Annotated in this window: 26 protein-coding genes and 1 tRNA gene; 10 read left to right on the top strand and 17 right to left on the bottom strand. The window is 71.7% G+C overall.

The annotated features are described in order from the left end of the window. Position 1: 1 nt before the first annotated feature. The 3 genes from EXE47_RS00135 to EXE47_RS00125 form a co-directional block, all read right to left on the bottom strand. Positions 2 to 1,018: a 50S ribosomal protein L3 gene (locus EXE47_RS00135; RefSeq protein ID WP_089308359.1), complete on the bottom strand. Its 1,017-nt coding sequence runs from the start codon at positions 1,016 to 1,018 to the stop codon at positions 2 to 4. A gap of 4 nt (positions 1,019 to 1,022) precedes the next feature. Next, positions 1,023 to 1,889 (bottom strand): putative RNA uridine N3 methyltransferase, encoded by an 867-nt coding sequence (locus tag EXE47_RS00130; RefSeq protein ID WP_086220222.1) that lies wholly within the window; start codon positions 1,887 to 1,889, stop codon positions 1,023 to 1,025. A gap of 159 nt (positions 1,890 to 2,048) precedes the next feature. Beyond that, positions 2,049 to 3,326 (bottom strand): PQQ-dependent sugar dehydrogenase, encoded by a 1,278-nt coding sequence (locus EXE47_RS00125; protein ID WP_089308360.1) that lies wholly within the window; start codon positions 3,324 to 3,326, stop codon positions 2,049 to 2,051. A gap of 107 nt (positions 3,327 to 3,433) precedes the next feature. On the opposite strand from EXE47_RS00125, the gene EXE47_RS00120 reads away from it, so the two are divergent. Together EXE47_RS00120 and EXE47_RS00115 are read left to right on the top strand one after the other, a co-directional pair. Then, positions 3,434 to 3,504 (top strand) — tRNA-Gly (locus tag EXE47_RS00120). Between the two features lie 398 nt (positions 3,505 to 3,902). Then, positions 3,903 to 4,745, top strand: a complete 843-nt coding sequence (locus EXE47_RS00115) for an aldo/keto reductase (protein WP_137707937.1) — start codon at positions 3,903 to 3,905, stop codon at positions 4,743 to 4,745. Between the two features lie 24 nt (positions 4,746 to 4,769). Here EXE47_RS00115 and gfo6 read toward each other — a convergent pair whose 3' ends face one another. Together gfo6 and EXE47_RS00105 are read right to left on the bottom strand one after the other, a co-directional pair. After that, on the bottom strand, positions 4,770 to 5,861 hold the full coding sequence (gene gfo6 / locus EXE47_RS00110) for a D-xylose 1-dehydrogenase Gfo6 (RefSeq protein WP_049930171.1): 1,092 nt from the start codon (positions 5,859 to 5,861) through the stop codon (positions 4,770 to 4,772). A gap of 106 nt (positions 5,862 to 5,967) precedes the next feature. Beyond that, a complete protein-coding gene (locus tag EXE47_RS00105) occupies positions 5,968 to 6,516 on the bottom strand; it encodes a redoxin domain-containing protein (protein ID WP_089308363.1) in 549 nt (182 codons plus the stop codon). Between the two features lie 136 nt (positions 6,517 to 6,652). Here EXE47_RS00105 and EXE47_RS00100 point away from each other — a divergent pair, with 136 nt between their 5' ends. Next, positions 6,653 to 7,201: a VTT domain-containing protein gene (locus tag EXE47_RS00100; protein WP_049930168.1), complete on the top strand. Its 549-nt coding sequence runs from the start codon at positions 6,653 to 6,655 to the stop codon at positions 7,199 to 7,201. Between the two features lie 24 nt (positions 7,202 to 7,225). On the opposite strand, the gene EXE47_RS00095 is transcribed toward EXE47_RS00100, so the two are convergent. From EXE47_RS00095 to EXE47_RS00085, 3 genes are all read right to left on the bottom strand, one after another. Next, a complete protein-coding gene (locus EXE47_RS00095) occupies positions 7,226 to 9,037 on the bottom strand; it encodes an acyl-CoA carboxylase subunit beta (protein ID WP_089308364.1) in 1,812 nt (603 codons plus the stop codon). Positions 9,038 to 9,149: 112 nt separating this feature from the next. Further along, positions 9,150 to 10,043, bottom strand: coding sequence for a class 1 fructose-bisphosphatase (locus EXE47_RS00090; protein WP_137707936.1), 894 nt, complete (start codon positions 10,041 to 10,043; stop codon positions 9,150 to 9,152). After that, positions 10,043 to 10,846: a class I fructose-bisphosphate aldolase gene (locus EXE47_RS00085; protein WP_049930164.1), complete on the bottom strand. Its 804-nt coding sequence runs from the start codon at positions 10,844 to 10,846 to the stop codon at positions 10,043 to 10,045. The genes EXE47_RS00090 and EXE47_RS00085 overlap by 1 nt, the downstream gene beginning before the upstream one ends. A 211-nt stretch (positions 10,847 to 11,057) precedes the next feature. On the opposite strand from EXE47_RS00085, the gene EXE47_RS00080 reads away from it, so the two are divergent. Further along, complete coding sequence (locus EXE47_RS00080; protein ID WP_137707935.1) at positions 11,058 to 11,915, top strand: 3-hydroxyacyl-CoA dehydrogenase family protein; 858 nt, start codon at positions 11,058 to 11,060, stop codon at positions 11,913 to 11,915. Positions 11,916 to 11,940: 25 nt separating this feature from the next. Here EXE47_RS00080 and EXE47_RS00075 read toward each other — a convergent pair whose 3' ends face one another. Then, positions 11,941 to 12,615: a phosphate ABC transporter permease gene (locus EXE47_RS00075; RefSeq protein ID WP_086216120.1), complete on the bottom strand. Its 675-nt coding sequence runs from the start codon at positions 12,613 to 12,615 to the stop codon at positions 11,941 to 11,943. 75 nt (positions 12,616 to 12,690) lie between these two features. After that, a complete protein-coding gene (locus tag EXE47_RS00070) occupies positions 12,691 to 12,969 on the bottom strand; it encodes a zinc ribbon domain-containing protein (protein ID WP_049930159.1) in 279 nt (92 codons plus the stop codon). A gap of 134 nt (positions 12,970 to 13,103) precedes the next feature. Here EXE47_RS00070 and EXE47_RS00065 point away from each other — a divergent pair, with 134 nt between their 5' ends. Beyond that, complete coding sequence (locus EXE47_RS00065; RefSeq protein ID WP_241990582.1) at positions 13,104 to 13,538, top strand: hypothetical protein; 435 nt, start codon at positions 13,104 to 13,106, stop codon at positions 13,536 to 13,538. A gap of 48 nt (positions 13,539 to 13,586) precedes the next feature. Here the strand turns inward: EXE47_RS00065 and EXE47_RS00060 are convergent, their stop codons facing one another. Continuing rightward, positions 13,587 to 14,903 (bottom strand): MFS transporter, encoded by a 1,317-nt coding sequence (locus EXE47_RS00060; RefSeq protein ID WP_137707934.1) that lies wholly within the window; start codon positions 14,901 to 14,903, stop codon positions 13,587 to 13,589. Positions 14,904 to 15,018: 115 nt separating this feature from the next. Next, positions 15,019 to 16,803, bottom strand: a complete 1,785-nt coding sequence (locus EXE47_RS00055) for a PAS domain-containing protein (RefSeq protein WP_094583030.1) — start codon at positions 16,801 to 16,803, stop codon at positions 15,019 to 15,021. Positions 16,804 to 16,947: 144 nt separating this feature from the next. On the opposite strand from EXE47_RS00055, the gene EXE47_RS00050 reads away from it, so the two are divergent. The 4 genes from EXE47_RS00050 (at position 16,948) to EXE47_RS00035 (ending at position 20,627) form a co-directional block, all read left to right on the top strand. Beyond that, the gene (locus EXE47_RS00050) at positions 16,948 to 18,438 is read left to right on the top strand and encodes a DNA polymerase IV (RefSeq protein WP_137707933.1); all 1,491 of its coding nucleotides are present in this window, start codon (positions 16,948 to 16,950) and stop codon (positions 18,436 to 18,438) included. Positions 18,439 to 18,487: 49 nt separating this feature from the next. Continuing rightward, the gene (locus tag EXE47_RS00045) at positions 18,488 to 18,922 is read left to right on the top strand and encodes a hypothetical protein (protein WP_049930149.1); all 435 of its coding nucleotides are present in this window, start codon (positions 18,488 to 18,490) and stop codon (positions 18,920 to 18,922) included. 72 nt (positions 18,923 to 18,994) lie between these two features. After that, a complete protein-coding gene (locus EXE47_RS00040) occupies positions 18,995 to 19,591 on the top strand; it encodes an NUDIX hydrolase (RefSeq protein WP_086216912.1) in 597 nt (198 codons plus the stop codon). Positions 19,592 to 19,751: 160 nt separating this feature from the next. Beyond that, a complete protein-coding gene (locus EXE47_RS00035) occupies positions 19,752 to 20,627 on the top strand; it encodes a CPBP family intramembrane glutamic endopeptidase (RefSeq protein WP_049930147.1) in 876 nt (291 codons plus the stop codon). Between the two features lie 20 nt (positions 20,628 to 20,647). Here the strand turns inward: EXE47_RS00035 and panB are convergent, their stop codons facing one another. After that, positions 20,648 to 21,454 (bottom strand): 3-methyl-2-oxobutanoate hydroxymethyltransferase, encoded by an 807-nt coding sequence (panB, locus tag EXE47_RS00030; RefSeq protein WP_089308368.1) that lies wholly within the window; start codon positions 21,452 to 21,454, stop codon positions 20,648 to 20,650. A 135-nt stretch (positions 21,455 to 21,589) separates the two neighbouring features. Between panB and EXE47_RS00025 the strand changes: the two genes are divergently transcribed. After that, positions 21,590 to 21,949 (top strand): DUF5822 domain-containing protein, encoded by a 360-nt coding sequence (locus EXE47_RS00025; RefSeq protein WP_094494716.1) that lies wholly within the window; start codon positions 21,590 to 21,592, stop codon positions 21,947 to 21,949. A gap of 25 nt (positions 21,950 to 21,974) precedes the next feature. Here EXE47_RS00025 and EXE47_RS00020 read toward each other — a convergent pair whose 3' ends face one another. The 4 genes from EXE47_RS00020 to EXE47_RS00005 form a co-directional block, all read right to left on the bottom strand. Further along, entirely contained in the window at positions 21,975 to 22,568 is a 594-nt protein-coding gene (locus EXE47_RS00020) for an HAD family hydrolase (RefSeq protein WP_198945662.1), read from the bottom strand. Then, positions 22,565 to 23,737: an acyl-CoA dehydrogenase family protein gene (locus EXE47_RS00015; protein ID WP_089308370.1), complete on the bottom strand. Its 1,173-nt coding sequence runs from the start codon at positions 23,735 to 23,737 to the stop codon at positions 22,565 to 22,567. Before EXE47_RS00015 ends, EXE47_RS00020 begins: the two co-directional genes overlap by 4 nt. A 98-nt stretch (positions 23,738 to 23,835) precedes the next feature. Further along, positions 23,836 to 24,873: an AIR synthase family protein gene (locus EXE47_RS00010; RefSeq protein ID WP_137707932.1), complete on the bottom strand. Its 1,038-nt coding sequence runs from the start codon at positions 24,871 to 24,873 to the stop codon at positions 23,836 to 23,838. Beyond that, entirely contained in the window at positions 24,870 to 26,102 is a 1,233-nt protein-coding gene (locus EXE47_RS00005) for an alanine--tRNA ligase-related protein (protein ID WP_137707931.1), read from the bottom strand. Before EXE47_RS00005 ends, EXE47_RS00010 begins: the two co-directional genes overlap by 4 nt. Positions 26,103 to 26,339 lie beyond the last annotated feature (237 nt).

Genomic DNA, 26,339 nt, shown 5'->3' with positions numbered 1-26,339 from the left:
GTTATCCCTGGTTGGATTCGGTGGAAACGTACCGGACCTCGGGGTCGAGGCGCGGCTGGTCGTTCGGCCGGATGGCCGGGCGGAACCGCAGCAGGCGCTGGTCCGGACCGGGCAGCGAGCCCTTGATGAGCGCGTACTCACCGTCGACCTCGCCGTAGTTGACGAAGCCGCCGTCGACGGAGGCGTCGTCGCCCTCGCCGAAGTCGATGAGGCGCTTGTTGAGCTCGGTGCGCTGGTGATAGCCGGTCTGCCCCTGCTGGGGGACGGTGGAGCGGACGCGGGAGGGGTTCCACGGACCGAGGTTGCCGATCCGACGCCGCCATCCCTGGCGGGCGTGTTTGCCCTTCCGCTTCTGAACGCCCCAGCGTTTGACGGGACCCTGCGTCCCCTTCCCCTTCGTGATGCCGGAGACATCGGTGTACTGGCCCGCGCGGAAGACATCGCCGAACTCGTGGGCGCCGCCCTCCGCGACGAGGTCCAGCGCGAAGTCAGCGCGCTCCTCGAGGGAGCCGCCGCCGACGCGCGTCTCCATGATGTCGGGCTTCTTCTTCGGGACGTTCGAGAGCTCCGAGGGCGCCGTGTGCGTGATGACGCGCACGTCGTCGACGACGTCGTCGTCGAGCAGCGCGCGGAGCTCGTCGGCATCTGCCTCGAAGGTGTCTTCCGCCGGGAGGTCGAGCGCGCGGTCGAGTTCCTCGTGGAACTCGGTCGCCCAGACCTCTTCGACCGGCTTCTGTCCGTACGGCGTGTTCTCGTAGGCGCGCACGGCGACGGCGTGCATCTGCGGCGTCTCGACGACGGTGACGGGGACGGCCTCTTCCATCCCTTCACGCGGCGAGTTCGCCTCGTCGTTGACCATCATGACGTGGGTCATCCCGGCCTTGTAGCCGGCGAATCCCTGCAGCGCAGGGGCCCCGTCGTCTTCTGGCCACGAACGGATGCGCGGCACCTCGCTGTCTGCGCGGGTGCGCGGGCCGTAGCCCAGCGAGCCTTTTCGTGGTCGGCTTGGTTGTGGCATGTGTTTACTCCGTGAGTGTGAGCGAGCCGAGGGTCGCGAACAGAGCCTCCTCCGTCCGGACGACCTCGCTCGCCTGTGCCGGGATCGTGTTCAGCCAGAGGTCGAACCCCGGATCGGGTTCGACCGAGCGGCCGTCGGCGACGGCCGCCCGAATGCGGTCGGGCGGAAGCCCGAGCATCTCCGGAAGCCCCCGCTCGGGCGCGCCGAAGGCGACGGTGTAACCGCCGGCCTCGCGGGCGTCCGAGACGAGGTCGCCGAGCCGCGAGACGGAGAGTTCCGCTCCGTGTCGCGACGTCGCGACGGCCAGTCCGTCGCCGGCGAGCGCTTCCGACAGGTCCGCGGCCGCGACCTGGAAGCCGACCTCCGGCTTCCCGGTGATGCGGGCGCGGACCGGTTCTCTCGAAGAGACCCTGATGGTGACGCGCTCCCCCCGCTCGACCTCCATTCCGGAGGGGACGAGCAGGGAGATCGGGTGTTCCCGCAGCGGGGAATTGACCCGGACGCGGCCTTCAGGTCCGACCTCGGTCACGAGTCCCTGTGTTTTCGACTCTTCCCCGCTAGGGGTCGAGCCGGTCCGCCACGGCACGCGGAGCGGGGGAAGCACACCGACGTACCGGAGTTCGTCGCGCTGCCCCCAGAGGTCCTTTCGGAGCTCCGGCGGCGTCGCGGCGTACCCCAGCACGGTGCGGACGTACTCCCCGCCCCGTCGCCCGTCGCCTTCCCGGTCGGGGAAGACCACGAGCCGATCCGCCCGGAACACCGCCGCCGCACGGGCGACGTAGCCGAGTTTGCGAGTCGCCTCGCGGTCGTCCTCGGCTTCCCGGACGAGCGAAGACGGAACACAGATCGTGAGTCCGTCTTCGGTACGCATCGTGGCGAGACTGTAACCTTCGATTCCGGACGGCACGGTAAAAGGATAGCGGTCCCGATATCCGGCTGTGCCGCGTTCACACGGGGTCTGCGCGGGGATTCCGCCCGCGAATCCGAGCCAACTCGTCACACGGATCCGCGTCGCCGCGGAGGCGACCCCTCACGTTGGAACGACCCGCGCCACCGGCGCGTCGTCGTCATCGACCGCGACGTAGAGGTTCCCCGTGTCCGGTTCGACCGCGACCGCGCGCATGCGCCACCCGCGGTCGGCGAGCAGGGGCTCGCGCTCGGTCACGGTCGCGTCGAGGCCGTCGCCGTCGACCGTGAACCGCCCGAGGTACCGCGCCGCGAGCGTGCCCGCGAACAGGTCGCCCCGCCACTCGGGGAACGCGTCGCCGTCGTAGAAGACCGCGCCGCTCGGCGGGAAGCCGCCGGACCCGCACGGCCAGTGGTGGACCGGCGCGATCACGCCGTCGCGGTCCCCGTGGCCCGGCGCGAAGGGGTCGTCGGTCCCGTAGCGGCACGCCTCGCTGGCGACCGGCCAGCCGTAGTCGCCGCCGCGCTCGATCACGTTGATCTCGTCGCCGTCCTCCTCGCCGTGCTCGCACTGCCAGATCCGGCCCGTCTCGGACCGCACCGCCATCGCCTGCGGGTTCCGGTGCCCGTAGCTGTACAGCGCGTCGGCCGCGTCCGGGTCGTCGACGAACGGGTTGTCGGGGTGGGCGTCGCCGTCCGGGGTCAGCCGCAGCGTCGCGCCCAGCTCGTTCGAACGGTCCTGCGAGACGTGGTCGGGTCCGAAGTCCGTGTCGCGCCGGTCGCCGACCGTGACGAACAGCGACCCCTCGGGGCCGAACGTCGCCCGGGAGCCGAAGTGGTTCGCGCCGCCGCGGAACGGCTCGGCGACCCGGATTGGCTCGAACTCGTCGAGCACCGGCGCGTCGCCGCCGTCGAGCGAGAGCCGTCCGGTCCCGACGTGCGTCGTCGCCTCGCCCGCGTCGTTCACCGCCGCGTACGTGAGGTAGATGCGCGGGTCGGCCGGGTAGTCCGGGTGGACCGCAACGTCGAGCAGGCCGCCCTGCCCCTCCGCGAACACTTCTGGCGCGCCCGCGACCGCCTCGACGGCCCCGTCCGCGGGGTCGACAAGCGAGAGCCGTCCCGGTCGCTCTGTGACCAGCAGGCGACCGTCGTCGGGTAGGAAGGCGAGCGCCCATGGGTTCTCGAACCCCTCCGCGACGGTCTCGACGTCGTACGCGACGCCCGCGCCGTCGTCCGGCGGGGCGTCGCCGCCGTCGTCGCCGGAGCCTCCGGCCTCGTCGCCGCCGGGAGAGCCGCCGCCCCCGAGACAGCCGGCGACGGCGGGAAACGCGGCGATGCCGGCGAGCCCGGCGGTCGCGCGGAGGACGGTGCGTCGGTCGGCGCGGTCGGGCAGGTCGGTCATCGTTCGGGTACGGATCCGTGTGGGGGCGCGGCACCGATGACCCTTCCGCCGACCGTCGTTCGGAACCCTTATATCTCCGACCCGGACTACGATCGGATGCGAAGCACGCACCGGTAGTGTAGTGGTATCACGCAACCTTGCCATGGTTGCAACCCGAGTTCAAATCTCGGCCGGTGCACTCCCTGCGGTCGTGCCCCGACCTGACTCCCGCTCGCTCTGCTTGCGGGAGTCTCGGCCGGTGCATTTTCCGACTGACTGCGCCAGCCAGCGTCCGCTTCACTCCGCTCAGCGGACTTGCGAACGAAGTGAGCAGAATCACCGAGAGAGACTTGAGCGCTATCAGTCGCGCGCAGCGAACGGCGAGCGGAGCGAGCCGTGAGCGGGCACGTCTGATTCTGAGTTCGAATCTCGGCCGGTGTACTCCCTGCGGTCATGTACCGGCCTGACTTCCGCTCGCTTCGCTCGCGACTCCCTCGCGCGTGCTGCTCGGCCGCGTGGCGGCCTCGCAGGCACGCGCCGCCGCACGAGATTCCCCGACCGGTACTTTCAATCGGTGATCCGGCGAACCCCCCTCGCGTGACCGTACCAACGAAGACGCTCCCGAGCGGCGCGGAGCTGCCGGCGCTCGGGCTGGGCACGTACGACCTCGACGACGACGAGACGGCCGACAGCGTTCGGGCGGCGCTCGACGCCGATTACGCGCACATCGACACCGCGGAGGGGTACCGCAACGAGGCGGTCATCGGGGAGGCGCTCGCGGCGAGCGACGTCGACCGCGACGACGTCTTCCTCACCTCGAAGGTGCTCGCGAAGAACCTCAACTACGAGTCGGTGATCGAATCGTGCGAGGCGTCGCTCGACCGGCTCGGCACCGACTACCTCGACTTGTACCTGATCCACTGGCCGAACCCCGCCATCTCTCTGCGCGAGACGCTCCAGGCGATGGTGGAGCTGCGCGAGCGGGGGCTCGTCCGCGATATCGGCGTCTCGAACTTCAGCGCGTACCAGCTCAGCTGCGCGCACCACATTTCCGACGTGCCGATCGCGGTCAACCAGATCGAGTTTCACCCGTGGTTCCAGCGGCCCGACCTCGTCGACTACTGCCGCGAGACCGACACCGTGATCGAGGCCGCGGCCCCGCTCGCGCGGACCGACGTGTTCGGCGACGAGGTCGTCGCCGAGCTGGCGGAGCAGTACGACAAGCACCCGGCGCAGGTGATCATCCGGTGGGCGATCGACCGCGGCGTCGTCCCGCTACCGCGCTCGTCGACCCCGGAGCACGTCCGGGCCAACGCCGACCTCGACTGGGAGCTCGACGAGGCCGATCGGCGACGGCTCGACGGGCGCGACCGCGACGCCCCGGTGTACGACACCCCGGCCCGCGACTGGACGAGCGACGTGTACGGGATCGAACAGTAGTGGGCTCGCAGCCGCGGTCGCGGCTCAGTCTCCGAGTTCGACCGGCCGCCCGGTCTCGGCCGACTCGTAGACGCCGGCGAGCGCGCGCATGTCCGTGAGCGCGTGCTCGCCGTCGGGGTGGAACGGTTCGTCGGCCAGCAGCTGGTGACCGAAGTAGGCGAACTCCTCTTCGATCTGGTGGACCTGCTCGAAGTCGACATCGACCCGCGTCCCGCCGCGAACCACGGCGAATCCGCGGTCCTCGCGCTCATAGAACGCCGGGTCGAGGACGAGTCTGGCGTCTGTCCCGGTGACCTCCAGCCGGCTCGCGTGCTGGGCGTTCTGGCTCACCGTACAGAACGCGTCGACGTCGTCCGGGAACTCGAGTCGGAACGAGGCGTGCTCGTCCACGTCGGCGAACGCCTCGTGCTCCGACCGGGTCCGGCCGGACACCCGGACCGGGTCCTCGCCGAGTGCGAACCGCGTCGTGTTGAGCGGGTAGACGCCCAGATCCATCACCGCGCAGCCGCCCGACAGCGAGGGGTCGAGCCGCCACTGGTCCGTGTCGCTTCCGAGTTCGCCGAGCATCGTCTGCGACATCGTCGCGTGGACGTGGATCACCTCGCCGGCGACGCCCGCGTCGAGGAGGTCGCGGAGCCGCCGGACGGCGGGGTCGGTCTGCATCCGGTAGCCGACCATCAGGGGCGCCCCGGCGTCGCGGCAGGCCGCCACCAGCTTCCGCGCGCGCTCCGGCGTCACCTCCAGCGGCTTCTCGCAGAGGACCGCCTTCCCCTGCTGTGCGGCGGCCTCGACGTACTCCAGGTGGGTCGCGTTCGGCGTCGCGACGTAGACGGCGTCGTACGCGTCCGCGGCGGCCCCCGATCGCAGTTCCTCGGGCGTGAGGCCCGTCAGGTCGCGCTGGGCGGCGACCGCTTCGACCGCCGCGGGGTCGACGTCGCTGACGACGGTGGCCTCGGTGTACGCCGACCGCGCGATGCCGGGCAGCGCCCACTCCCGGGCGAACCAGCCGAGGCCGACGACCGCGACCCTGACCGGGTCGGCGACGGCGGCCGGGTCGAGCGTCTCCCAGTCGCGGCGCGTGAACTCGTCGAGGTACTCCGCGAAGGCGGCGTCCATGTCGCCCCCTCCGCGCGGGGGCGTCAAATAACCACGGCGACGCCGACGCGTGACGCGACCGAGCGAGTCACGGACCGCGCCGCCGTCGCGCTCGTCCGCGCCGCGCTCACCACGGCCCGTCGTAGTTCACCCGCGGCCGGTCCACGTCGATCCCGATCTCGCGGAGCGTCTCGGCCGCGCGCCGGACCGGCGCCGGGTCGGCGCGGTCGAGGGGATCGTCGGTCGCCTCGGCGAACCGGACCGTCCAGTCCCCGTCGATCACGACCGTCGCGCGCCGCGGGATGCCCGAATGCCCCTCCCACGAGTCGGCGAGCAGGTCGTACGACTCGGCGACGCCGCCGTGGAAGTCGGCGACGACCGGGAAGGGGAGTCCGAACCGGTCGGCGTACGCGAACGCCGCGTACAGCGAGTCGCCCGTGAGCGCAACGACGGCGAGGCCGTCGCGGTCGTGCCAGCCGGCGTCGCGGACCGCGGTGAGCGCCGCGGTACAGGGCGGCACGAACGTCGCGGGCGCGAGACAGAGAGCGACGGCGTCGTGCGCCTCGACCAACCGGAACAGCGCCAGTTCGGTTGCGGTGCGCTCCGCGTCGCCCTCCGGAGCCCCGCCGACCGCGGGCGCGGCGAAGTCGGGGGCGGTGTCGCCGACGGTGACCATGCGTCCACGAGGCCCGCGGCCGATAAATAGCCACCCGAGGCGGGGGCGGCGACCGCGACCGGGTCCGCGGAGCGGCCTGACGCGTGCGAACAGCCGGCTCGGGGGGTGTTTTAGCTGTGGGGCCCGGAGGGCGGTCGTGATCGGAGCCCACGCCGAGACGGCGCTCGCCCTCGTCGGCACCTACGGCGCCGTCGCAGTCTTCGTCGTCTTCGCGCTCGAAGGCGCCCTCGTCGGGAAGGTGCTGCCAGCGCGGACGCTCTTTGTCGCAGCGGTGGTCGCCGCGGGGGTCGACGCTGTGGCGGTCGTCCCGGTGTTCGCGGCGGCCGTCGTCGGGGCGACGACCGGCCAGTCGCTGCTCTTCGTCGCCGTCCGTCGGTTCGACCTGGATCCGACGGCGTCGAGGGCCGTCCCGGTCGACGCGGGGCGGCTGGACGGCGCGACGCGCTGGCTCGACCGGTGGGGGCTCCCGGCGGTCGCCGCCTCGAACGCCGTCCCCGGGACGCGCGGGTGGCTCGCGGTGCCCAGCGCGAGCGCGTCGTCGGTGTCCGCGCCGCGGTTCGCCGCCGCGTCGCTACTCGGGTCGGCCGCCTACGCCGGCGCGCTCCTGGGAATCGGGCTGGCCGTCGCGCTCGGCGTCGAGAGCGCAGTCGGGCTGTTCGGCGGCGACCTCGTCGCGGCGCTGTAGCCCGGCTCCGCCCGTTTCACCCGGTCAGAGGATCGTCCCGTGCTTCTTGTCCGGCAGGTCCTTCTGAACGTCCTCATAGAAGTCGAACCGCGCGGCGAGCTCGGCGCGGAGGTCCGAGGGCGGCACGATTTCGTCGATGACGACCTCGCTCGCCATGCGGTGGACGTCGATCCCCTCGCGGTACTCCTCGCGGAGGCGCTCCTCCTCGGCGGCGCGCTCCTCGGGGTCGTCGATCTCGGCGAGCTTCCGGGCGTAGACCGCGTTGATCGCGGCCTCGGGGCCCATGATGCCGATCTCGCCGGAGGGAAGGCCGATGACGCTCTCAGGGTCGTAGGCCGGCCCGCCCATCGCGTAGATGCCCGCGCCGTACGCCTTCCGCACGACGACGGTCTGTTTCGGCACCGTCGCCGAGGAGGTGGCGTAGATCATCTTCTTCCCCTTCTCTAAGATGGCGTCCTTCTCCACCTGCGAGCCGGCCATGAAGCCGGGCGTGTCACAGAGGTACAGCAGGGGGATCTCGTAGGCGTCGCAGGTCCAGATGAACTCCGCGGCCTTCTCCGCGGCGTCCGGGAAGATCGCGCCCGACCGCTCCGTCGGCTGGTTGGCGACGACGCCGACCGGCCGCCCGTCGATCCGGCAGAACGCCGTGACGATCTCCGGACCGTACCCCTCCTTCAGCTCGAACACCGACTCGGCGTCGGCGATCCGGTCGATCAGGTCGTGGGCGTCGTACGGGCGGTTCGGCGACTCGGGGATCAGCTCGTCGATCCCGTCGGGCGAGAGCTTCGGCGGCTTCGTCTCGCGCCGCGGGGGCTTCTCGCCGGCCCGGTCGGGGAGGTAGCCGATCAGGTCGGCGACCAGCTCGCGGGCGTGCTCCTCGTCGCGCGCGACGAGGTCCGCGGAGCCGGACTCCTCGGCGTGGACGCGGGGGCCGCCGAGGTCGTCCAGATCGATCTCCTCGCCGGTGACCATCTCCACCATTCGCGGGGAGGCGATCGCCATCGCGGACATGTCCTCCACCATCACAGTGAAGTCCGCGAAGACGGGCGTGTAGGCGGCCCCGGCGATACAGGGGCCGTAGAGAACGCAGATCTGCGGCACCGCGCCGGAGAGCATCGAGTGGTTGTAGTAGTACTTCCCAATCCCCTCGCGGTTGGCGAAGAAGCCGGTCTGCTGGTCGATCCGACCGCCGGAGGAGTCCATCAGGTAGAGCACCGGGTTCCCCGTCTTCAGCGCCCGCTGTTGCATCCGAAGGAACTTCTCGACGCCCTTCGACGCCATCGACCCCGCCTTCACGGTGAAGTCGTTGGCCATGAAGTGGACGTCGCGCCCCTCGAACTCGGCCGCGCCCGTCAGCAGGCCGTCGCCCGGGAGGCGGTCGCCGCCGCGATCGTTCCCCGCTTCGTCCTCGCCGGCGGGCGCGTCGGGGTGCCAGTCGTCGAACGCGGCGAACTTCCCGTCCTCGAACTTCACCCCCGCGGGGTCGCCGTCCGCGGCGCCGGCGTCACCGGTCCCGCGGGTCCCGCCCTCGCCGCCGAACCAGAGGTCGAGGCGGTCGCGGACGAACAGCTTCCCCTGCTCCGAGAGGCGGTCGCGGTACTTCTCCGGGCCGCCCTCGCGGATGTCGGCTATCTCGGCGCGGAGGTCGCGCTCGCGGTCGGTCGGTCCGAGGTCGTCGTCGAGCGGGTAGCTCGGCTCGGACGGCTCGGCGCTGGCGACCGGCGTCTCCTCGCCCTCGACGTGGACGTCGACGTCGACGCCGAGGTGTTCGGCGAGCGACTTCGCGATCGCCGCAGCCTCCTCGGGCGTCGCCGCCGCGCCGACGTGGACTTTCATGAACGCAAGATTTGCGGTGGATCCTAAACAGTTTTCCATGCGGGATTCGGCGGGCCCGCGTCGGCCGGCGGCCCGGGGCGGCGCGCCGCTCGTCCGGAGCGGTACCCCGCTGCTACTCCGCGTCGACGGCGGCTTCCAGCCGCTCGATCAGCGCCTCGTTGCCCACGTAAACCGGCGTGCGCTGGTGGACCGCCTCGGGCTCCACGTCGAGGATCGAGCCGGTTCCGTCCGAGGACGCGCCGCCCGCGCGCTCGACGATGTAGGCGATCGGGTTCGCCTCGAACTGTAGCCGGAGCTTCCCCTCGGACGCGCTCCGGAGGGCGGGGTAGGCGAACACGCCGCCGTAGGTGAGCACCTGGTTCACGTCGCCGACCATCGCGCCGCCGTACCGGAGCTTCAGCTCGTCTTCGATCGATCGGGCGTACGCGCGGAAGTCCGCGGGCCAGTCGGGGACCCGGCCGCCGAACCCGTAGACGGTCGGGGTCGCCGGCAGCGAGAGGTCGGCCTCGACGACGGACCTCTCGACGCCGTCGCCGTCGGCGGTGACCACTTCCTCGCGGACGCCCGTCTCGTCGGCGACGACCATCGTCGTGATCGGGCCGTAGAGGACGTAGCCGGCGGCGACGAGGTCGCGGCCGCTCGCGGGCAGCGGCGCTTCGTACACGCCGACGACGGTGCCCATCGCGTTGTTCGACCGGAGGTTCGAGGAGCCGTCGAGGGGGTCGATCGCGACGGCGAGCGCGTCGCCCGCGCCGCTCCCGACGGCGCCGCCCGCGTCGACCGCCGATTCACGCTCCTCGCTGACGAACGAGCCGACGCCGTCGACCGCGGTTATCGCGTCGCCGAGGAGCTCGTCGGCGTACAGGTCGCCCGCGAGCACCGACTCGCCGGATTCGTTCTCCGTCCCGCTCTCGACGCGGCGGCCGGGGAGCGCGGCGCGGATCTCGGGGGCCGTCGCCGCGACCGCGTCGAACACCGCGTCGACGGTCGAGTCCGGTGAGGACATCAGTCGTCGCTCTCGGCGACGGCCAGCGCCTCGGCCGGGTCGGACTCTTGGAAGATCACGGCCTCCAATGCGTCGAGGATGCGCTCAGGCTCGTCGCGCTGGAAGACGTTTCGGCCGACGGCGATGCCGGTGGCCCCCGCGTCGATGGCGTTCGAGACGTTCCGGAGGAACGCCTCGTCGTCGCGCATCGTCCCGCCGGACATGACGACGTCGGCAGGGCCGGCCATCTCGACGGCGTCGCCCATCGCCTCGGCGGAGCCGGGGTACTTCACCTTCACCACGTCGGCGCCGAGCTCCAGGCCGAGCCGCGCGCCGTACGAGATGACGTCCGGGCTCGCGTCGTTGCGGAGCCCCTGCCCGCGCGGGTACGACCACATGACGACGGCCATGTCGTGTTCGCGGGCGCCCTCCTGCGCGTCGCGGAATTCCTCGGCCATCGCTACCTCGTGGTTCGACCCGCCGTAGACCGTGAACCCGACCGCGTCGGCCCCCAGTTCGGCCGCGTACTCGGCCGTACAGTTGACGGCGCTGTTCGGCTCTCCTCGCCAGAGGTTGGAGGTCCCGTTGAGCTTCAACAGGAGGTTGACCTCGTCCTCGTAGTCGGGGTAGTACGCCTCGGCGAGCCCCTTCTGGACGGCGAGCGAGGTGACCGCCTCGTGGGTGGCGAGCTCGAAGATCCGTTCCGGGTCCGCCGTGTCCGGGTTCGGCTCGAAGTCGACCGGCCCGTGTTCGAGCCCGTGGTCGTACGCGAGGATGAGCGACTTACCGTCGCGCGAAATGTCGTCGGCGGCGTGAGGAAGCATCAGTTCGTAGTTCCGTTACATACGTAAAAAGGGCTGTGGTGAAGTCGGCGGACGTAAAGAAACTTAGCGGCCGATTGAGCGGCGCCTCGGGTCGATTTTGCGCGATCGGCTTCGAAACGCGTTACTACTCGAATTGTTAATTTCTCCGGTGCGAACGCGTTCGGGCCCGGCTTTCGCAATACTTACCAGCCGCGGCGCGGCAGCGAGTCACATGCGAACGCTTTCCGAAATCGAGGTCGTCGGCGTCGTCGGCGCCGGGACGATGGGCAACGGGATCGCGCAGGTCGCGGCGTCGGCGGGATACGACGTGGTGATGCGGGACGTGGAGCGCGAGTACGTCGAGCGCGGCCTCGACAGCGTCGAGGACAGCCTCGACCGGCTGGCCGGAAAGGGCGCGCTCGACGAGGACCCCGAAGCGGTCCGCGACCGGATCACGGGGACGACGGCCCTCGACGACCTCGCGGACGCCGACCTCGTCGTCGAGGCCGTGATCGAAGACCTCGAGGTAAAACGCGACGTGTTCGGCGACCTCGACCGCGTCACCGACGACGACGTCGTCCTCGCGACGAACACCTCCACGCTGTCTATCACGACCATCGCGAGCGTGACGGAGCGCGCGAGCGACGTGGTCGGCCTCCACTTCATGAACCCCGTCCCGATCATGGACGGCGTCGAGGTCGTGGTGGGCGAGCGCACCGACCCGGCGATCGTCGACTTCGCGCACGCCTTCGCCGAGGACCTGGGCAAGGAGACGTGGGAGTCCGACGACAAGCCCGGGTTCGTCACCAACCGGATCCTGATGCCGTGGATAAACGAGGGGATCCGCGCGTACGACGAGGGCGTCGCCGACAAGGCCGACATCGACCGCGGGATGAAGCTCGGCACGAACGTCCCGATGGGGCCGCTCGAACTCGCCGACCACATCGGCCTCGACGTGGCGCTCGACGCAAGCGAGACGCTCCACGACGAACTCGGCGACCGCTACAAGCCGGCGTACCTCCTCAAGCGCAAGGTGGAGGCGGGCGACCTCGGCAAGAAGACCGGTCGCGGGTTCTACGAGTACGAGTGACCGCGTCGGGGCGTCTGAGAGGCGGTCAGGCCGCGTCCGCGTCGCGGTCGTCGTCCGCCGTCCACCGGCGCGCGCCGGGCAGCAGCCCGACGAGCTTCGTCACGTAGCCGAACCGGAACAGCCCCAGCTGCGAGAGCGCCCCGAGGACGAATACCGCGAGGAACGCGGGCGCCGAGAGGTCGAAGAGGAGGGGTTGGACGGTCGTCTCCGCGGCGGCCGTCTCGAAGCTCGCGGGCGTCAGCGACCGCGAGGCGAACGCCGCGCCGATGAGCGCCGTCGAGACCACGAGCGTCGTCCGGGTGAGGACGAACCCGAACAGCGCGCCGACGGCGACGCCCGCCAGCGTCGCGCCGACGAGCAGCGCCGTCCCCTCGACCCCCGCGGCGTCCGCCGCGTAGAAGGGGCCGACGGCGAACCGCCCGGCGAACCCGCCGACGACCGCGCCGATGCCGAGCACCGCGAAGGAGAGCCCGGCGTACGCGAGGAAGCCGCCGAGGAGGCCGCCGACCGCGACCGCGCCGGCGGTGAGGACGGCGCCGTCGACCGCGACGAGGCCGACGACGTTCGGCGCGAGCAGGTAGCCGGCGCCGGCGCCGACGAGCAGCCCCGTCAGCGTCACCGCGTAGACGGAGACCGCCGCGCCGACGAACGCGAGCGCCAGCCCCGCGAGGACCAAGCCGCCGTTGAGTGGGGTGAGCATGTCCGTACCGTGGCGCGCGCTGCTACTTAAATTGTCGCAGCCGCGAGGACGGAAAACGGGCGGCGAGCGGCGGACTCACCGCGCCCGGCTCGTCGCTCGTCGATCGATGTATCGCGTATACCCGCCGACCGCGAGGCCGAACCCGACGACGAGCAGGACGAACCCGAGGAGGCGACTGGTCCCGACGGTCATCACCGTCAGGACGACGCCGAACAGCAGCGCGAACACGCCGGCGACGACGACGCCCACGTCCAGCAGCGGCGACGGCTGGATGGTCCGGCAGTGCGGGCAGATCCGCGCGTCGGCGGGGATCGGCTCGCGGCAGTCGACGCAGCGGAGGCGGTCGCTCGGCACGCGAGGCGGTTCGGCCGCGATCGGTTTGGCTCTGTTGACTGCGGAGGGGGCCGAGAGGACGTGTCTGCTACCCGGACGCGCCTCGGATTGTACTCGTCGGAACAGAGAACTCCGACGGGCCGCATGGTTAAACGATGTTTCCGGATTGTGAACCGAAGTGCCGAAACGGAGACGCCGCGAGGTCCTCGGAGCCCTCGCGGTGGCTCACCGCCGGTTGTATTTCCGACGACGACCCGCAGGTGGAAATTCGGGAGATAGACGTGGTGAATCTGCGGGACGAGACCGTCGGTGTCACGATAGTTGCGGAGCGAGGCGACGAGGTCGTATCCGAGGACGGGTTCCGATTCGGCCCGAAGCAAGGCGGAGCGACGGGCGGAGTGTATTTAAAAGAAAGTTGGATGAGTGGTGAGGGAGACCTGGAACTCACGATATCCGCGGATTCGATCGACGAAGCCAGTCTATTCACGGAGAGCGTGGCACAAGAGAGTGAAGACGACGAGTGTGTATCCGCGTTCAGTCCGGTCGACGAGAACGGCGGAGGCATGTACTACGCCGAAGCTGAGTGTTGACGACGCGCGAAACGAGCGCCGGGTGCGGATTTCCGCCCGCTCTCCCGCTCAGTCCGCGCCGGCCGCCGCGGCCGGCTCGTCGCCGGTATCGAGCGTCTCCTCCACCTGCGTGAAGACGGCGATCAGCGCGAGCACGGCGGCCGCGGCCCCGACCGCGAAGGGGACGACGAAACCGAAGCCGTAGAGCCAGCCGGACGCCAGCGGCCCCAGGGCGACGCCGAAGCCGAAGCCCATCGTGAGCACCGACAGGGTGGTCCCGGACTCACCCTCGCGGGCGAGGTCGCCGGCGAGCGCGAGCGACGGGGCGAACACGCACGCGACCGCGATCCCTTGGCCGAGCCGGACGAGCATCATCAGCGCCGGCTCGGTCACGATCCCCTGAAGCAGCGTCGTCGGGACGAGGATGACGAAGCCGGCGAGCAGGAACGGCCGGCGGCCGATCCGGTCGCTGGCGCGGCCCACGGGGACCTGGAAGACCACGTTCGCTATCGTCACGGCCGCGAACTGGGCGCCGAACCACACTGGGGGCTGGTCGAGCCGCACGTTCACTTGGTTCTGGAGCGTCGCGAACAGGGCGATGCACGCGCCCATGGCGACGGTCGCGAGCCCGAGCGTGAACACGGGGTCGAGCAGGCGGTCCTCGCCGCGGACCCGGATCGACACGTCGTCGCCCGCCTCGGCCTCGACGTCGGCGTCGCGGACGAGCAGGAACACGAGCGTGAAGCTGAGGTACGCCCCCGCGCAGGCCGCGACGAAGGCGGCGTCGAAGCCGTCGAGGACCGGGAGCCCGACGGCGGAGAGGTCGTACGGCCCGCGAGCGACGACCGCGCCCGCGAGGACCGGGCCGAAGCCGAAGCCGATGAGCCGGAACGTGTTGTACACGCCGAAGTTGCCGCCGCGGTCGGCGTCGCTCGCGGCGTACTCGTTCACGAGGGCGACCGTGGCGGGGATGATGAGCGCCGCGCCGAGCCCCTGTATCGCCCGCAGCGCCACCAGCACCGGGTAGCTCGTCGCGATCGTGTACAGCCCGCTCGCGGTTCCGAGGAGCAGGATTCCGGCGAGGACGAACGGACGACGGGCGCCAATGCGGTCGGAGAGCCGCCCCGTGAACGGCTGCGAGAGGCTGTTGAGAAAGCCGAAAAGCGAGAGCACGACGCCGATGAGGAGCGGTTCGGTCAGCGTGACCGCGGCCGCGCCGACCCCGACCTCGACGCCGAGTAACCCCTCGATGTCGACGAGGTCGCTGGTGATGTACAGCGGGAGGACGACGATGAGAAAGGAGTTCCCGGCGGCGCCGACCATTCGCGCGAGCGCCAGCACGATCACGCGCCGGTCGGTGTCGGTGACGCCGGAGAGGAGCCCCATTCACTCTGGGTTCGGAACGGATGATAAAGGCGCTTGTGAACGGGGGGAGTCGATCCGGTTTCGGTCGCCGACGAGCGTCGAACCGCGGTCTCGGTGTCGACCGAGACCGAGCGGCTCAGGGGGTCGCCGGGGTCCGCTTGTCGACGCCGCGGACCTCGAACCGCGCGCCGCCGTCCTCGCCGGTCGTCGCCTCGACCGTCCACCCGTGCGCGGTGGCGATCTCCTGAACGATCGCGAGGCCGAATCCGGTGGTGCCCGCGCCGCCGCTCTCGCCGGGTTCGAAGAGCGAGTCGGCGACCGCCGGGTCAATCCCCGACCCGTCGTCCTCGACGAAGAAGCCGTCCGAGAGGTCGCCGACCCGGATCGAGACGTCGTCGCCGGCGTGGTCGACCGCGTTGCGCATCAGGTTCTCGAAGAGGTTCCGGAGGCGGTCCGGGTCGGCGAGCACCTCGCGGTCGGTCTCGACCGAGAGGGTCGCGTCCGCGGTGTCGACGGTTGACCAGCTGTCGGCGACGACGTCCGCGAGGTCGACGCGCTCCGGGTCGCCGACCGTCTCTCCCTCGCGGGCGAGCGCGAGGGTCCGCTCGACGATCGACTCCATCCGGGCGAGCGCGTCGAGCGCGGCGTCGAGGTTCTCCGCGTCGTCCGACGCCTCGCGGGCGAGCTGGACCCGGCCCTGCGCGACGTTGAGGGGGTTCCGCAGGTCGTGCGAGACGATGCTCGCGAAGGAGTCAAGCCGGTCGTTCTGTCGTTCGAGCGCCGCCTCCCGCTCTTTGAACGCCGTGATGTCCTCCTGGAAGCCGACCCAGTGCGTGACGGTCCCGTTCGGGTCGCAGATCGGGGCGATGCTCACTCGGTTCCAGAACTCCGTCCCGTCCTTCCGGTAGTTCAGCAGCTCGACGCTCGTCGGCTCGTCGGCGTCGATCGCGTCGCGGAGCTCCTGAACCGACTCCTCCTCCGTGTCCGGCCCTTGGAGGAACCGGCAGTTGACGCCGATCGACTCCTCGCGGTCGTACCCGGTCATCTCGACGAACCGGTCGTTGACGTACACCATGGGGTTGTCCTCCCGGTCCGCGTCCGTGATGGTGATCCCGACCGGCGCCTCGTCGAGGGCGCGGGTCTTCGTCTCCAGTTCCGCGCGGCGCTCGCGCTCGTCGGAGACGTTTCGGAGGATGCCGACGCTGCCGTTGAACGAGTCGCCCTCGTACGGCAGCGCGGCCATGTGGTCGCGACAGGGGATCGGCTCTCCCTCCTTCGGGACGATGTCGACGCCGAAATGCTGGACGTCGGGCCCCGAAGACGAGAGGATCGTGCCGAGGCGGTCCTCGGCCTCTTTGACCGCCGCGTCGTCCTTGATGAACCCGGGCTTCTGGCCGATGATCTCCTCGCGGTCGTAGCCGGTGAGCTCGGCGAACGGCTCGTTGACGAACCGGAAGACGCCGGTCTCGTCGACGACGTAGACGGGGTAGCCGAGCGCCTCGATGACCGTCGAGTAGCGCTCGGCGATCTCTTTGGTCCGGTGCTCCTCGACCGCCTGATCGACGCGGTTCGCGAGCCGGCGGAGCTGCTCGGGACCGCCCTTCTGGAAGTAGCCGGTGACCCCCGCGTTGAGCGCCTGACTGGCGATTTCTTCCGAGCCCTTCCCGGTGTACAGCACGAACGGGGTCTCCCCGTGGCGGTCGCTGAACACGTCGAAGAACTCCAGCCCGTCCATCGCGGGCATGTCGTAGTCGCTGACCACGCAGTCGAAGGCGGCCTCGTCGAGCCGGTCCAAGGCTGTCTCGGGGTCGGTCACGCTCGTCACCGCCACGGAGTCGATCTCGCGTTCGAGGTACGCCTCCGTGAGGTCGAGGACCGACGGGTCGTCGTCGACGTGTAACACGTCGATCGCGGCGGGCATACGTGAACGAACGATCGCGAGGAATAAACGACTACCGACCCGGCTATCGGATCTGGATCCGGGGGCGGCGGCGACCGCGGTCCGCGTTCCACTTCCGGCGCGCGTGGCTGGTTCTTAAGACCGCGGAGCGCGGAGTCGGGATCGATGACCGGCGGGACGCCAGTCGCCGGGGAGACGCTCCCGGGCGCCGGCGGCGGGGACGACGACGCGGACCGCGTCGTCTGCCACGTCGACATGGACTGCTTTTACGCATCCTGCGAGCGGCTGCGCCGCCCCGACCTCGCGGGCGAGCCCGTCGTGGTCGGGATGGGGTACGAACCGGGCGAGTCGATCGGCGCGGTCGCGACGGCGAGCTACGAGGCCCGCGAGTTCGGCGTCGAGAGCGCGATGCCGATCTCGGAGGCCTTGGAGCTGCTCCCCCGCCGCGCGGACGCGGACCCCGACGACCCGGACGCGCCCGACCCGGAGGAGACCGGGCGGTACCTCCCCGTCGACCTCGACTTCTACGAGGACGTGGCGAGCGAGGTGAAGGAGGTCCTACGCGACTGCGCCGACACGCGCCGGGAGGTGAGCATCGACGAGGCGTACCTCGACGCCACCGACCGGACCTCGTGGGCGGTCGCCGGGGGTGGCGGCGGGAGTCCGAGCGACGGCGGTGACGGGGACGACGGCGACGATTCTACCGACCCGCCGCCGAGCGGGGCCGCCGGCCCCGCGGAGGCGCGGACGCTCGCCGAGGGATACGCCCGCCACGTGAAAGACCGGATCGAGCGGGAGGCCGGGGTGCCGGCGAGCGTCGGCGTCGCGCCGAACATGTCGGCCGCGAAGGTCGCCAGCGACGCCGACAAGCCGGACGGGCTGGTCGTCGTGCCGCCGGGGTCGGTCGCGGAGTTCCTCGCGCCGCTGCCGACCGCCGACGTTCACGGGGTCGGCCCGGTGACCGAGGGGACGCTGGCGGAGCTGGGCATCGAGACCGCGGGCGACCTCGCCGCGGCCGACCGCGACCGGCTCGCCGCGGAGCTGGGCGAGCGCGGGCCGGAGCTCTCCCGACGCGCCGCGGGCGACGACGACCGGGAGGTGACGCCGACCGGCCTCCCCAAGAGCCTCTCGCGGGAGTCGGCGCTCCCGACGACCGCCGACGAGCCGACGAAGCGCGAGACCGTCTCCGCGCTCGCCGCGGACGTTGCCCGCCGCGCCCGCGAGCGCGGCTGCCTCTACCGCACAATCGGGATCAAGGCGGTCGAGCCGCCGTTCGACGTCAACACCCGCGCCCGGAGCCTGCCCGGTCCCGTGGACGACCCCGACCTCGTCGAGGAGGTGGCGCTCGACCTGCTCGGCGAGTTCGACGAGACCCGCGTCCGCAAGCTGGGCGTGCGCGTCTCCAAGCTCGACTTCGCCGAGACGGATCAGGCGACGCTCGGCGGATTCGAACCGGGGGACGGGCCGGGAGACGGGAGCGACGGCGCGGCCGACCGCCCCCGCGGGTCGGTCGGTCGAACGGCCGGCACCGACGGCGACGGCGGGAAGCTCACCGACTGGGTAGACGGGGAGCCGACCGGGGACGGCGACGCGACGGGGAACGAGGCAGAGCGCCGGACGGGGGACGGACAGGCGTCGCTCGGCGACTGGTCGTGAGCCGCGCCCGACGCGTGGATTCATGGGGCGGCCGAAACGATCCGGAGACATGTCCCTCGCTCGTCGCGTCCTCCTCGGCTCGAACTCGAACGGCTCGCCGCGCCGGTACCGACTCCTCGTGCCGCCGCTGCTCTTTGTCGTCTCCTTCGCCGCCTACGGGCTGGGGCTCTTCGCTCACGCCGGCGGGGTGGTGTTCCTCGCGTTCGACGCCGCGGCCCTCGGCGTCCTCGTGACCGCGGGCCTCGCCTATCGAGGGGCCGGGGTCGCGCTCGCGTGGCTCTCCGTCTACGGAGCGCTGCTCGGGAGCAACGCCGACCACTACCTGCTGGGCCTGCCCGGGCGGCCCCTCGCGGAGCGCGTCGCCGCGCTCCTCGGACTCGACGGGCTCGTCTTCGTCGGGGTCGAGGCCCTCGCGCTGGGGACGCTCGCGTGGGTCGCCGGGACCGTCGGCCGTCTCGCGGTCGACCGCGTCCGGGCCGCGTGACCGGCGTGGGCGTGCGACCGGATCGAACGCGCGACGGCCGGCTATTTACGCCCCGAGCGACGACTGCGATCCATGGACGATTCCGCCGACCTCGCGTGGGAGACGCTCGACAGCGACATCGACTACGCCTGCCCCGGCTTCGACGTGCGCCGGGACGAGGTGCGCTTCCCGGACGGCGAGACGGACGGGTTCCACTACGTCGACGAGCCGCCGGCGGTCGTCGTGCTGCCGCTGACGCCCGACGGCGACGTCGTCGTCATCGACGAGTGGCGACAGGCCGTCGGCCGGGTGAACCGCGGGATTCCCGCCGGGACGATGGAGCCGGAAGACGGGGCGGCGGGGGACGGCGGCCCCGCGGGCCGAGAGCCGACGACCGCCGCGGTCGAGCGCGCCGCGGCCCGCGAACTCGCCGAGGAGACGGGGTACGAGGCGGACGCGTTCGAGCGGCTGACGACCGTCGAGCCCACGAACGGGATGGCGAACGCGGTCCACCACCACGTGCTGGCGACCGGCTGCGAGCCGACCGCCGAGCGGGAGCTGGACCACAACGAGTCGATCGCGGTCGAGACGGTGCCGTACGACGACCTGCTCGCCGCGGTCGTCGACGACGAGCTGCGCGACGGGCGGGCCGTCACCGCGGTGCTGTGGTACGAGCTGCTCCACCAGTAGGCGGTCGGGACCCGCCTTCGGCGCCGTCGCCGTTTCGGCACGGCGTCGTGGCGCCGCCGTCTCCGCGCGATATCGCACCGTCGCCGTCTCGGAACGATACCGCGCCGTCGTCGATTCCGACACGGACAACCATTTTGCCGGGCGGCCCCTACGCGGGGCAATGACAGATCCCTCCAGCGGCGACCGGGCCACGGACGGCGGCGTCTCGGACGAGTTCGACGACGTCGGGCCGGACGCCGTCGGCGACGCGGACGGGTCGGGCGGGGGCGCCGGCTCTCCGGGCGTCGCGGTCGCGACGGCCCTCCTCCTCGGCGTCCTCGGCCCGGTCATCGCGCTCGCGAGCGGGGTCGCCGTCTTCGCGATCGACTCGCTGACCGGGGGGCTCTCGCTCGTCGCGAGCGTGGTCCTCACGCTGGTGTTCGGCCAGTACGTCGCGTTCGGCGGGCTCGCGGTCGGCTACCTCGCGTGGCGCGGCTTCGACCGCGAGGGGATCGTCTCGTACCTCGGCGTCCGGGTGCCGAGCCTCAAGGAGATCGGGATCGTCCTCGGCAGCTGGGTCGTGATCTTGATCCTGATCCTCGTGGTCTCGACGATCGTCCAGCTGCTCGGGACGGAGACCGCGGCGAACCAGAGCGCGGAGCTGGCGATGGGGAATCCGGCGATCATCCCGCTGTTCGTCGCCGCGTCGTTCCTCGTCATCGGGCCCTGCGAGGAGATCCTCTACCGGGGAGTCGTCCAGGGGCGCCTCCGCGAGTCGCTGCCGGCCGCCCCGTCGATCGCGCTGGCGGCCGCCATCTTCGCGACCATCCACGTGATGGCGCTGACCGGCGGGCTCTCCGCGCGCCTGACGACGATCTCGATCCTGTTCGTGCCGAGCCTCGTGTTCGGCGCGGTGTACGAGTACACCGAGAACCTCGTCGTCCCCGCGCTGCTCCACGGCCTCCACAACGCCGTGATCTTCACTGTCCTCTACGTCACCGTGACGCAGGTAGACCCGAACGAACTGCCGACGGTGCTGGGGTTCTTCCCGGTCTGATCCCGGACGATCGAGCGGCCTCAGTACAGGTCCTCTAGCGACTCCTCGACGTGCGAGTGCTCCTCGGCCGGGAACTCGCCGCTCGTCACGGCATCCCGGTACGCCTCGACGGCGTCGACCATCTCGCCGCGCACGTCGCCGAACTGCTTCGCGAACGGCGGCGACCACTCCCCGAGCCCGACCGCGTCGTTGATCACGAGCACCTGTCCGTCGCAGTCGGGGCCCGCGCCGATGCCGATCGTCGGGATATCCAGCGCCTCGGTCACCGCGCCCGCGAGGTTCGCCGGCACGTGCTCCAGCACGAGCGCGAACGCCCCGGCGTCGGCGTGGGCGCCCGCGAGGTCGATGATCTCCTCGGCGGCGTCCTGCTCGGTCCCCTGTCGGGTGTAGCCGCCGAGCCGGTTCACGTGCTGCGGGGTCAGGCCGAGGTGCGCCATCACCGGGATCCCGACCTCGGTCATACGACGGGTCGTGTCGACGGTGTGGGGGCCGCTCTCGATCTTCACGGCGTCCGCGTTCGCCTGTTTTAGGAGTCGACCCGCGTTGCGGACGGACTCGGCCTCGTCGACGCCGAACGAGAGGAACGGCATGTCGGCGACGACCAGCGCGTCCCCGGTCGCGCGCGCGACCGCCGCGGTCCGGCTCGCCACCTCGTCGAGCGTGACGGGGAGCGTGGAGTCGTAGCCAAGGGCGGCGTTGCCCATGCTGTCGCCGACGAGGACGACATCGATCCCCGCCTCGTCGACGATCGCCGCCGTCGGGGCGTCGTATGCGGTCAACATCGTGATCGGATCGTCGCCCTCCCGCAGTCCCCGCGTCGTGGTCATACCTCGGAGTCACCCGCGCGACGCCGTAAAATCGTCGGGAACCGGAAAGGCGGGGCGGCGCGGCCGGGCGGCGGCGCGACCCCGGTACCGCCGCCGACCGCCACCGATTTGCCGCTCGGCCGCCGAGTCGGTCGCGTGCAACCAGTCGAGCGGGCCGAGTACGAGGGGGTGGACTACGCGTGGGTGATGCAGACGACGTTCGTCGTCACCATCCTCGTCGGCGCGCCCGCCGCGGCGCTGCTGTCGACGCTCGTGACGCTGGAGACGTGGGGCGCGCGCGCCGCGTTCGCGGTCCGGATCGGCGCGCCCATCTGGTTCGTCACCGCGGTCGCTGTCGCGCTGTACGCGCGGCGCGCCGAGGCCGGCGACGGCGGCTCTGGCAGCGACGCCGACGCGAGCGCGGAACGGGACGCCGACGCTGACGCCGGAGACGCCGAGCCGGAGTCTACCGAGCCGACCGACGAACAGACTGACGAGGGGGAGAAGATCGACTGACCCGCGGGCGGCGCGGTGCGAGTCGCTACTCGGCGAGCAGCTCCGAGACCCACGCGAAGTCGACGCCGCCGCGCTCGGCGGTGACCGCGTCGCTCTGCGAGTCGCCGACGAACAGGGTGTCCTCCGGGGCCTCCCCGAGGCGGTTGATCGCCGCGAGCAGCGACGCCGGGTCGGGCTTGTGGCTTCCGACGGTGTCGCGGCCGACGATCGCACCCGAGACGAGCGCGTCGCCGAGGCCGTGCGTCTCGACCGCGATGCGGCACGCGTCCTCGCAGTTGAGCGAACAGACGCCAGCCGGGGGGTGTGGGTCCGCGGACTCGTCGTCCGCGGTCGCGGCCGCGAGTCGGTCCCCGAGCGGGAGCCGGGTCGACTCGCGGGCGCCGGGGCGCTCGTGGAGCGCGATCGCCTCCTCGACCTCAGCCCGGATCCCGTACTCGTCGGCCGCGCCGAGGAGGTCCCACAGCTCCTCAGTCGGGGGGATGAGGGCGCGCTCGGCGTACACATCGAGAACCGCGTCGGCGACCGCGTCCCAGTCGACCGCGAGCTCGACGAGCGTCCCGTCGAGGTCGTAGACGACCGCGTCGTAGGCGGCGAACTGAGATCCGTCACCGTCGGTCACTCGCCGAACACCCCGCGGGCGATGATCGTCTTCTGGACCTCGGTCGTCCCCTCGTATATCTCCGTGATCTTCGCGTCGCGGTAGAGGCGCTCGACGTCGAACTCGGTCGTATAGCCGTAGCCGCCGTGGATCTGGATCGCCTCGTTCGTCACCGACATCGCGGCCTCGCTGGCGCGGTACTTCGCCTTCGATGCGGCGACGCGATAGTCCTCGCCCGCCTCCGCCTGCCGGCACGCCTCGCGGACGAGCAGCCGCGCCGCCGACACGTCGGTCGACATCTCCGCGAGCTTGTGCCGGATCGTCTGGATGTCACTTATCGGTCGGTCGAACTGCTCGCGCTCCTCGGCGTAGGATTTCGCCTCGTCGAGCGCCGCCTGCGCGACGCCGACCGCCTGCGCCGCGATGCCGATCCGGCCCTCGGTGAGCGTCCGGAACGCGGCGGAGAGCCCCTTTCCCGGCTCGGTGAGACGGTTCGCGGCGGGGACGCGACAGTCGTCGAAGGTGATCCCGGTCGTGTCCGAGGCCCGGAGGCCCAGCTTCTCCTCCTTCTTGCCGACCTCGAACCCCTCGGTGTCGGCGGGGACGAGGAACTGCGTGATCGCGTCGTCGTCGGGGTCGTGCGCCTCGTCGTCGACCTTCGCGAAGACGACGGCCACGCCGCCGCGCTTCCCGTTCGTGATCCACTGCTTCTCGCCGTTGAGCGCGTACTCGTCGGCCTCGGGGTCGTACGTGGCGGTCGTCGACATCTCCGCGGGATTCGAGCCCGCGTGCGGCTCGGAGAGACAGAACATGCCCACCGGGCGGCCCGTCTCCGCCATCTCGGGGAGCCACGTCTCGCGCTGGGTCTCGCTGCCGAACTCGGCGATACAGGAGGTGGCGAGGCAGTGGACCGACAGGGCCGTCGCGACCGCGAGGGACCCGTGCGCCAGCGCCTCGTTGGCGACCGCGTACGTCGTCTTCCCCGCGCCGAACCCGCCGTACGCTTCCGGGACCGTCAGCCCCGTCAGGCCGAGTTCCGCGAGCCCGTCCCACACGCCTTCCGGGAACGTCTCCGTCTCGTCGGCTTCGGCCGCCGTCGGTCGAACCTCCTCGGCCGCGAACTCCTCGACGAGGTCGCGGACCGCCTGCTGTTCGTCGGTGAGCGCCGAGCCGACGCGTGCTCCGGTCATGTCACCGACTTCGGTCCCTCACCGAAAAAGGTGAGCGATCGGCGGGACCGGCCGACCCGGCGTCCCGGACGGCTTCGGCACCGGCGCCGGTGACGCGCCTACTCCTCCGCCTCGCGCGCCTCCCACAGCGGGTACAGCTCGTCGCGGGGCGGCTCGGCGAGCGGCTCGCCGTCGATTCGGACGGTTCCCGCAGGGCGAGCCGAGTCCGCGGCGTCGCCCGAGCCCGCGGCGTCGCCCGCAGCCCCCTCGACCGAGCCGATCTCCGCGCCGCCGATCCCGACCGCGTCGAGGGCGTCGAGCGCGTCGTCGACCCGGTCCGGCGGGACCGCAGCCAGCAGCGCGCCGGAGCCGAACGTCGCGAGCGGGTCGACGCCGAGCGCGTCGCAGCAGGCGCGCGTCTCGGGGCGGACGAGGACCGCGTCGCGCTCGACGGCGAAGACCGAGTCGCTCGCCGCGGCCATCTCGACGAGGGCGGTCGCGACGCCCCCCTCTGTCGGGTCGTGGAGCGCGGTCGCGGCGTCCCGGACCGCGGCCGCGTCGGGGACGACGCTCACCTCGTCGAGGAAGCCGGCGGCGGCGTCGAGCGTCGCGGCCGGGACGCCGGCCGCGCGGCACTCCTCGCCGAAGTCGGTCGCGAGGATCGCCGTCGCCTCGATCGCCGCCCCCTTTGTGAGAAGGAGGCGGTCGCCCGGCTCAGCCCCGCCGCTCGACACGAAGCGGTCCGTCGTCCCCATCGCCGTCATCGAGCAGAGCGGGCGGTCGAGCGCGTCGAGCACCTCGGTGTGGCCCCCGACGACCGCGCACCCGAGCTCGCGCGCCGTCGCGTCGACCTGGTCGACGACGGTCCGGAGGCGGTCGGGATCGCCGTCGGGTAAAAAGAGCGTGTGCGTGAGCCACCGCGGGTCGGCCCCGCTCGCGGCGACGTCGTTACAGGCGACGTGGACCGCGAGCGTCCCGACCGACTCGGCCGCGAGCGACAGCGGGTCGGCCGCGATGACGAGCGTCTCGGCGGCGTCGCCGAGGTCGATCGCGGCCGCGTCCTCCCCGTAGGCCGGCCCCTGCGCCACCGCGGCGTCTGGCGTGCCGGTCGCCGCGAGCGCTGCGGCGAGCGCGTCGGGACCCAGCTTGCCCGTCATCGCTTCCGGAACCACGCCGCGACGGCCGGGGGGTCGGCGTCGAGGCCGCCGCCCTGCGCGAACGTCGGGCCGCCGCCCCCGCCGCCGCCGAACTCGGCGGTTATCGCGCCGACGATGTCGCCCGCGTCGACGGCCGTGTCCTCTGCGGCCGCGACCACGACGAACGGGGCGTCACCCGCACCGATCGCGGCGAGGGCGTCGGGGCCGTCGTCCGCGTCGGCGTCGCCGCCGACGAGCGCGGTCGCCGGCTCCCGGAGCTCGTTCGGGTCGGCGTCGTCGACGGTCCCGACCGCCCACTGCGCGCCGTCGACCTCGGTCGTCGGGAGGTCGCGCAGGCGGGCGGCGAGCAGGTCCCCGCGCGCCTCGCGGAGGTCCGCCTCCAGCCGGTCGGCCTCCCCGCGGAGGCGGTCGACCGCGTCGGGGAGGTCGCCGACGCGCGCGTCCAGCGTCGTCGCGGCGTCGAGCGCGGCGGCGTGGACCGCGCCGAGCTCGTCGATAGCGGTCGGGCCGACGGCGAACTCGACGCGGGTGACGCCCTCGCCGGGGTTCGACCGGTCCAGCACCGCGATCGGCCCGATCTCCGCGGTGTTCTCGACATGGGTCCCGCCGCAGGCGGCGACGTCCCAGGGGTCGTCCGCGTCGCCGACGGTGACGACCCGGACCGCGCCGCCGCTCATCGCACCCTCCTCCGTTTTCGTGTTGAACGCGATCCCGTCGACATCTCGGGCCGCCTCGGCCGAGTGGGTCGCCCACGAGACGGGCAGCGAGTCCCAGACGGCGCGGTTCGCGAGCCGCTCTAACTCGATCAGGTCGCCGTCGTCTAACGGCTCGGCGGTCGTCAGGTCGACGCGGACCTTCGTCTCGGAGATGTCGAAGCCGGCGTAGCCGAGGTCCTCGGCGATCCGGCGCGCGGCCCCGTACAGCACGTGGGAGGCGGTGTGTGCGCGGGCGCAGTAGGTCCGGAACGCGTCGTCGACCAAGCCCGTGACCTCGTCGCCGGGCGCGAAGTCGGGGTCGGCGTCGGAGTCGAGAGCGTGGACCACGTCTCCGCCCCGTTCGGTCACGTCGTCGACGAGGTGGCCGTCGAGCGTCCCCCGATCGGCGGGCTGGCCGCCGGACTCGGCGTAGAAGTACGTCTCGTCGAGGACGACCTCGCGGCCGTCGACGCGGTCGACCGTCGCTTCGAACTCCCGGACCGCCGGCTCGGCCGGCGCGCGTGAAGCGGTCATTGCCGGGTCGTGGGCGCGGGTGGGTAAATAGGTGACCGCCGCGGTATCGGTTGTAAACGACCGTCGCGGTGGGGCGTGCCTGCGAGCCGCCGGCAGGCCGCGAAGCCAGCGTGCGCGAGGTCGCCGGCGCTACGCGCCGGCTGCCAGAGGGACCTTCGGTCCCTCGCTGGAGTCAGTTGCCGGAGCGAAGCGACGGCGGCTGACGAGGCTGGGGAGGCGTGCGGTGCGGTTGTGGTG

Source organism: Halorubrum sp. GN12_10-3_MGM, assembly GCF_005435235.1.
In the GTDB taxonomy this organism is placed as follows: Archaea; Halobacteriota; Halobacteria; order Halobacteriales; family Haloferacaceae; genus Halorubrum; species Halorubrum ezzemoulense.
This window is presented reverse-complemented; position numbering and strand designations above follow the sequence as displayed.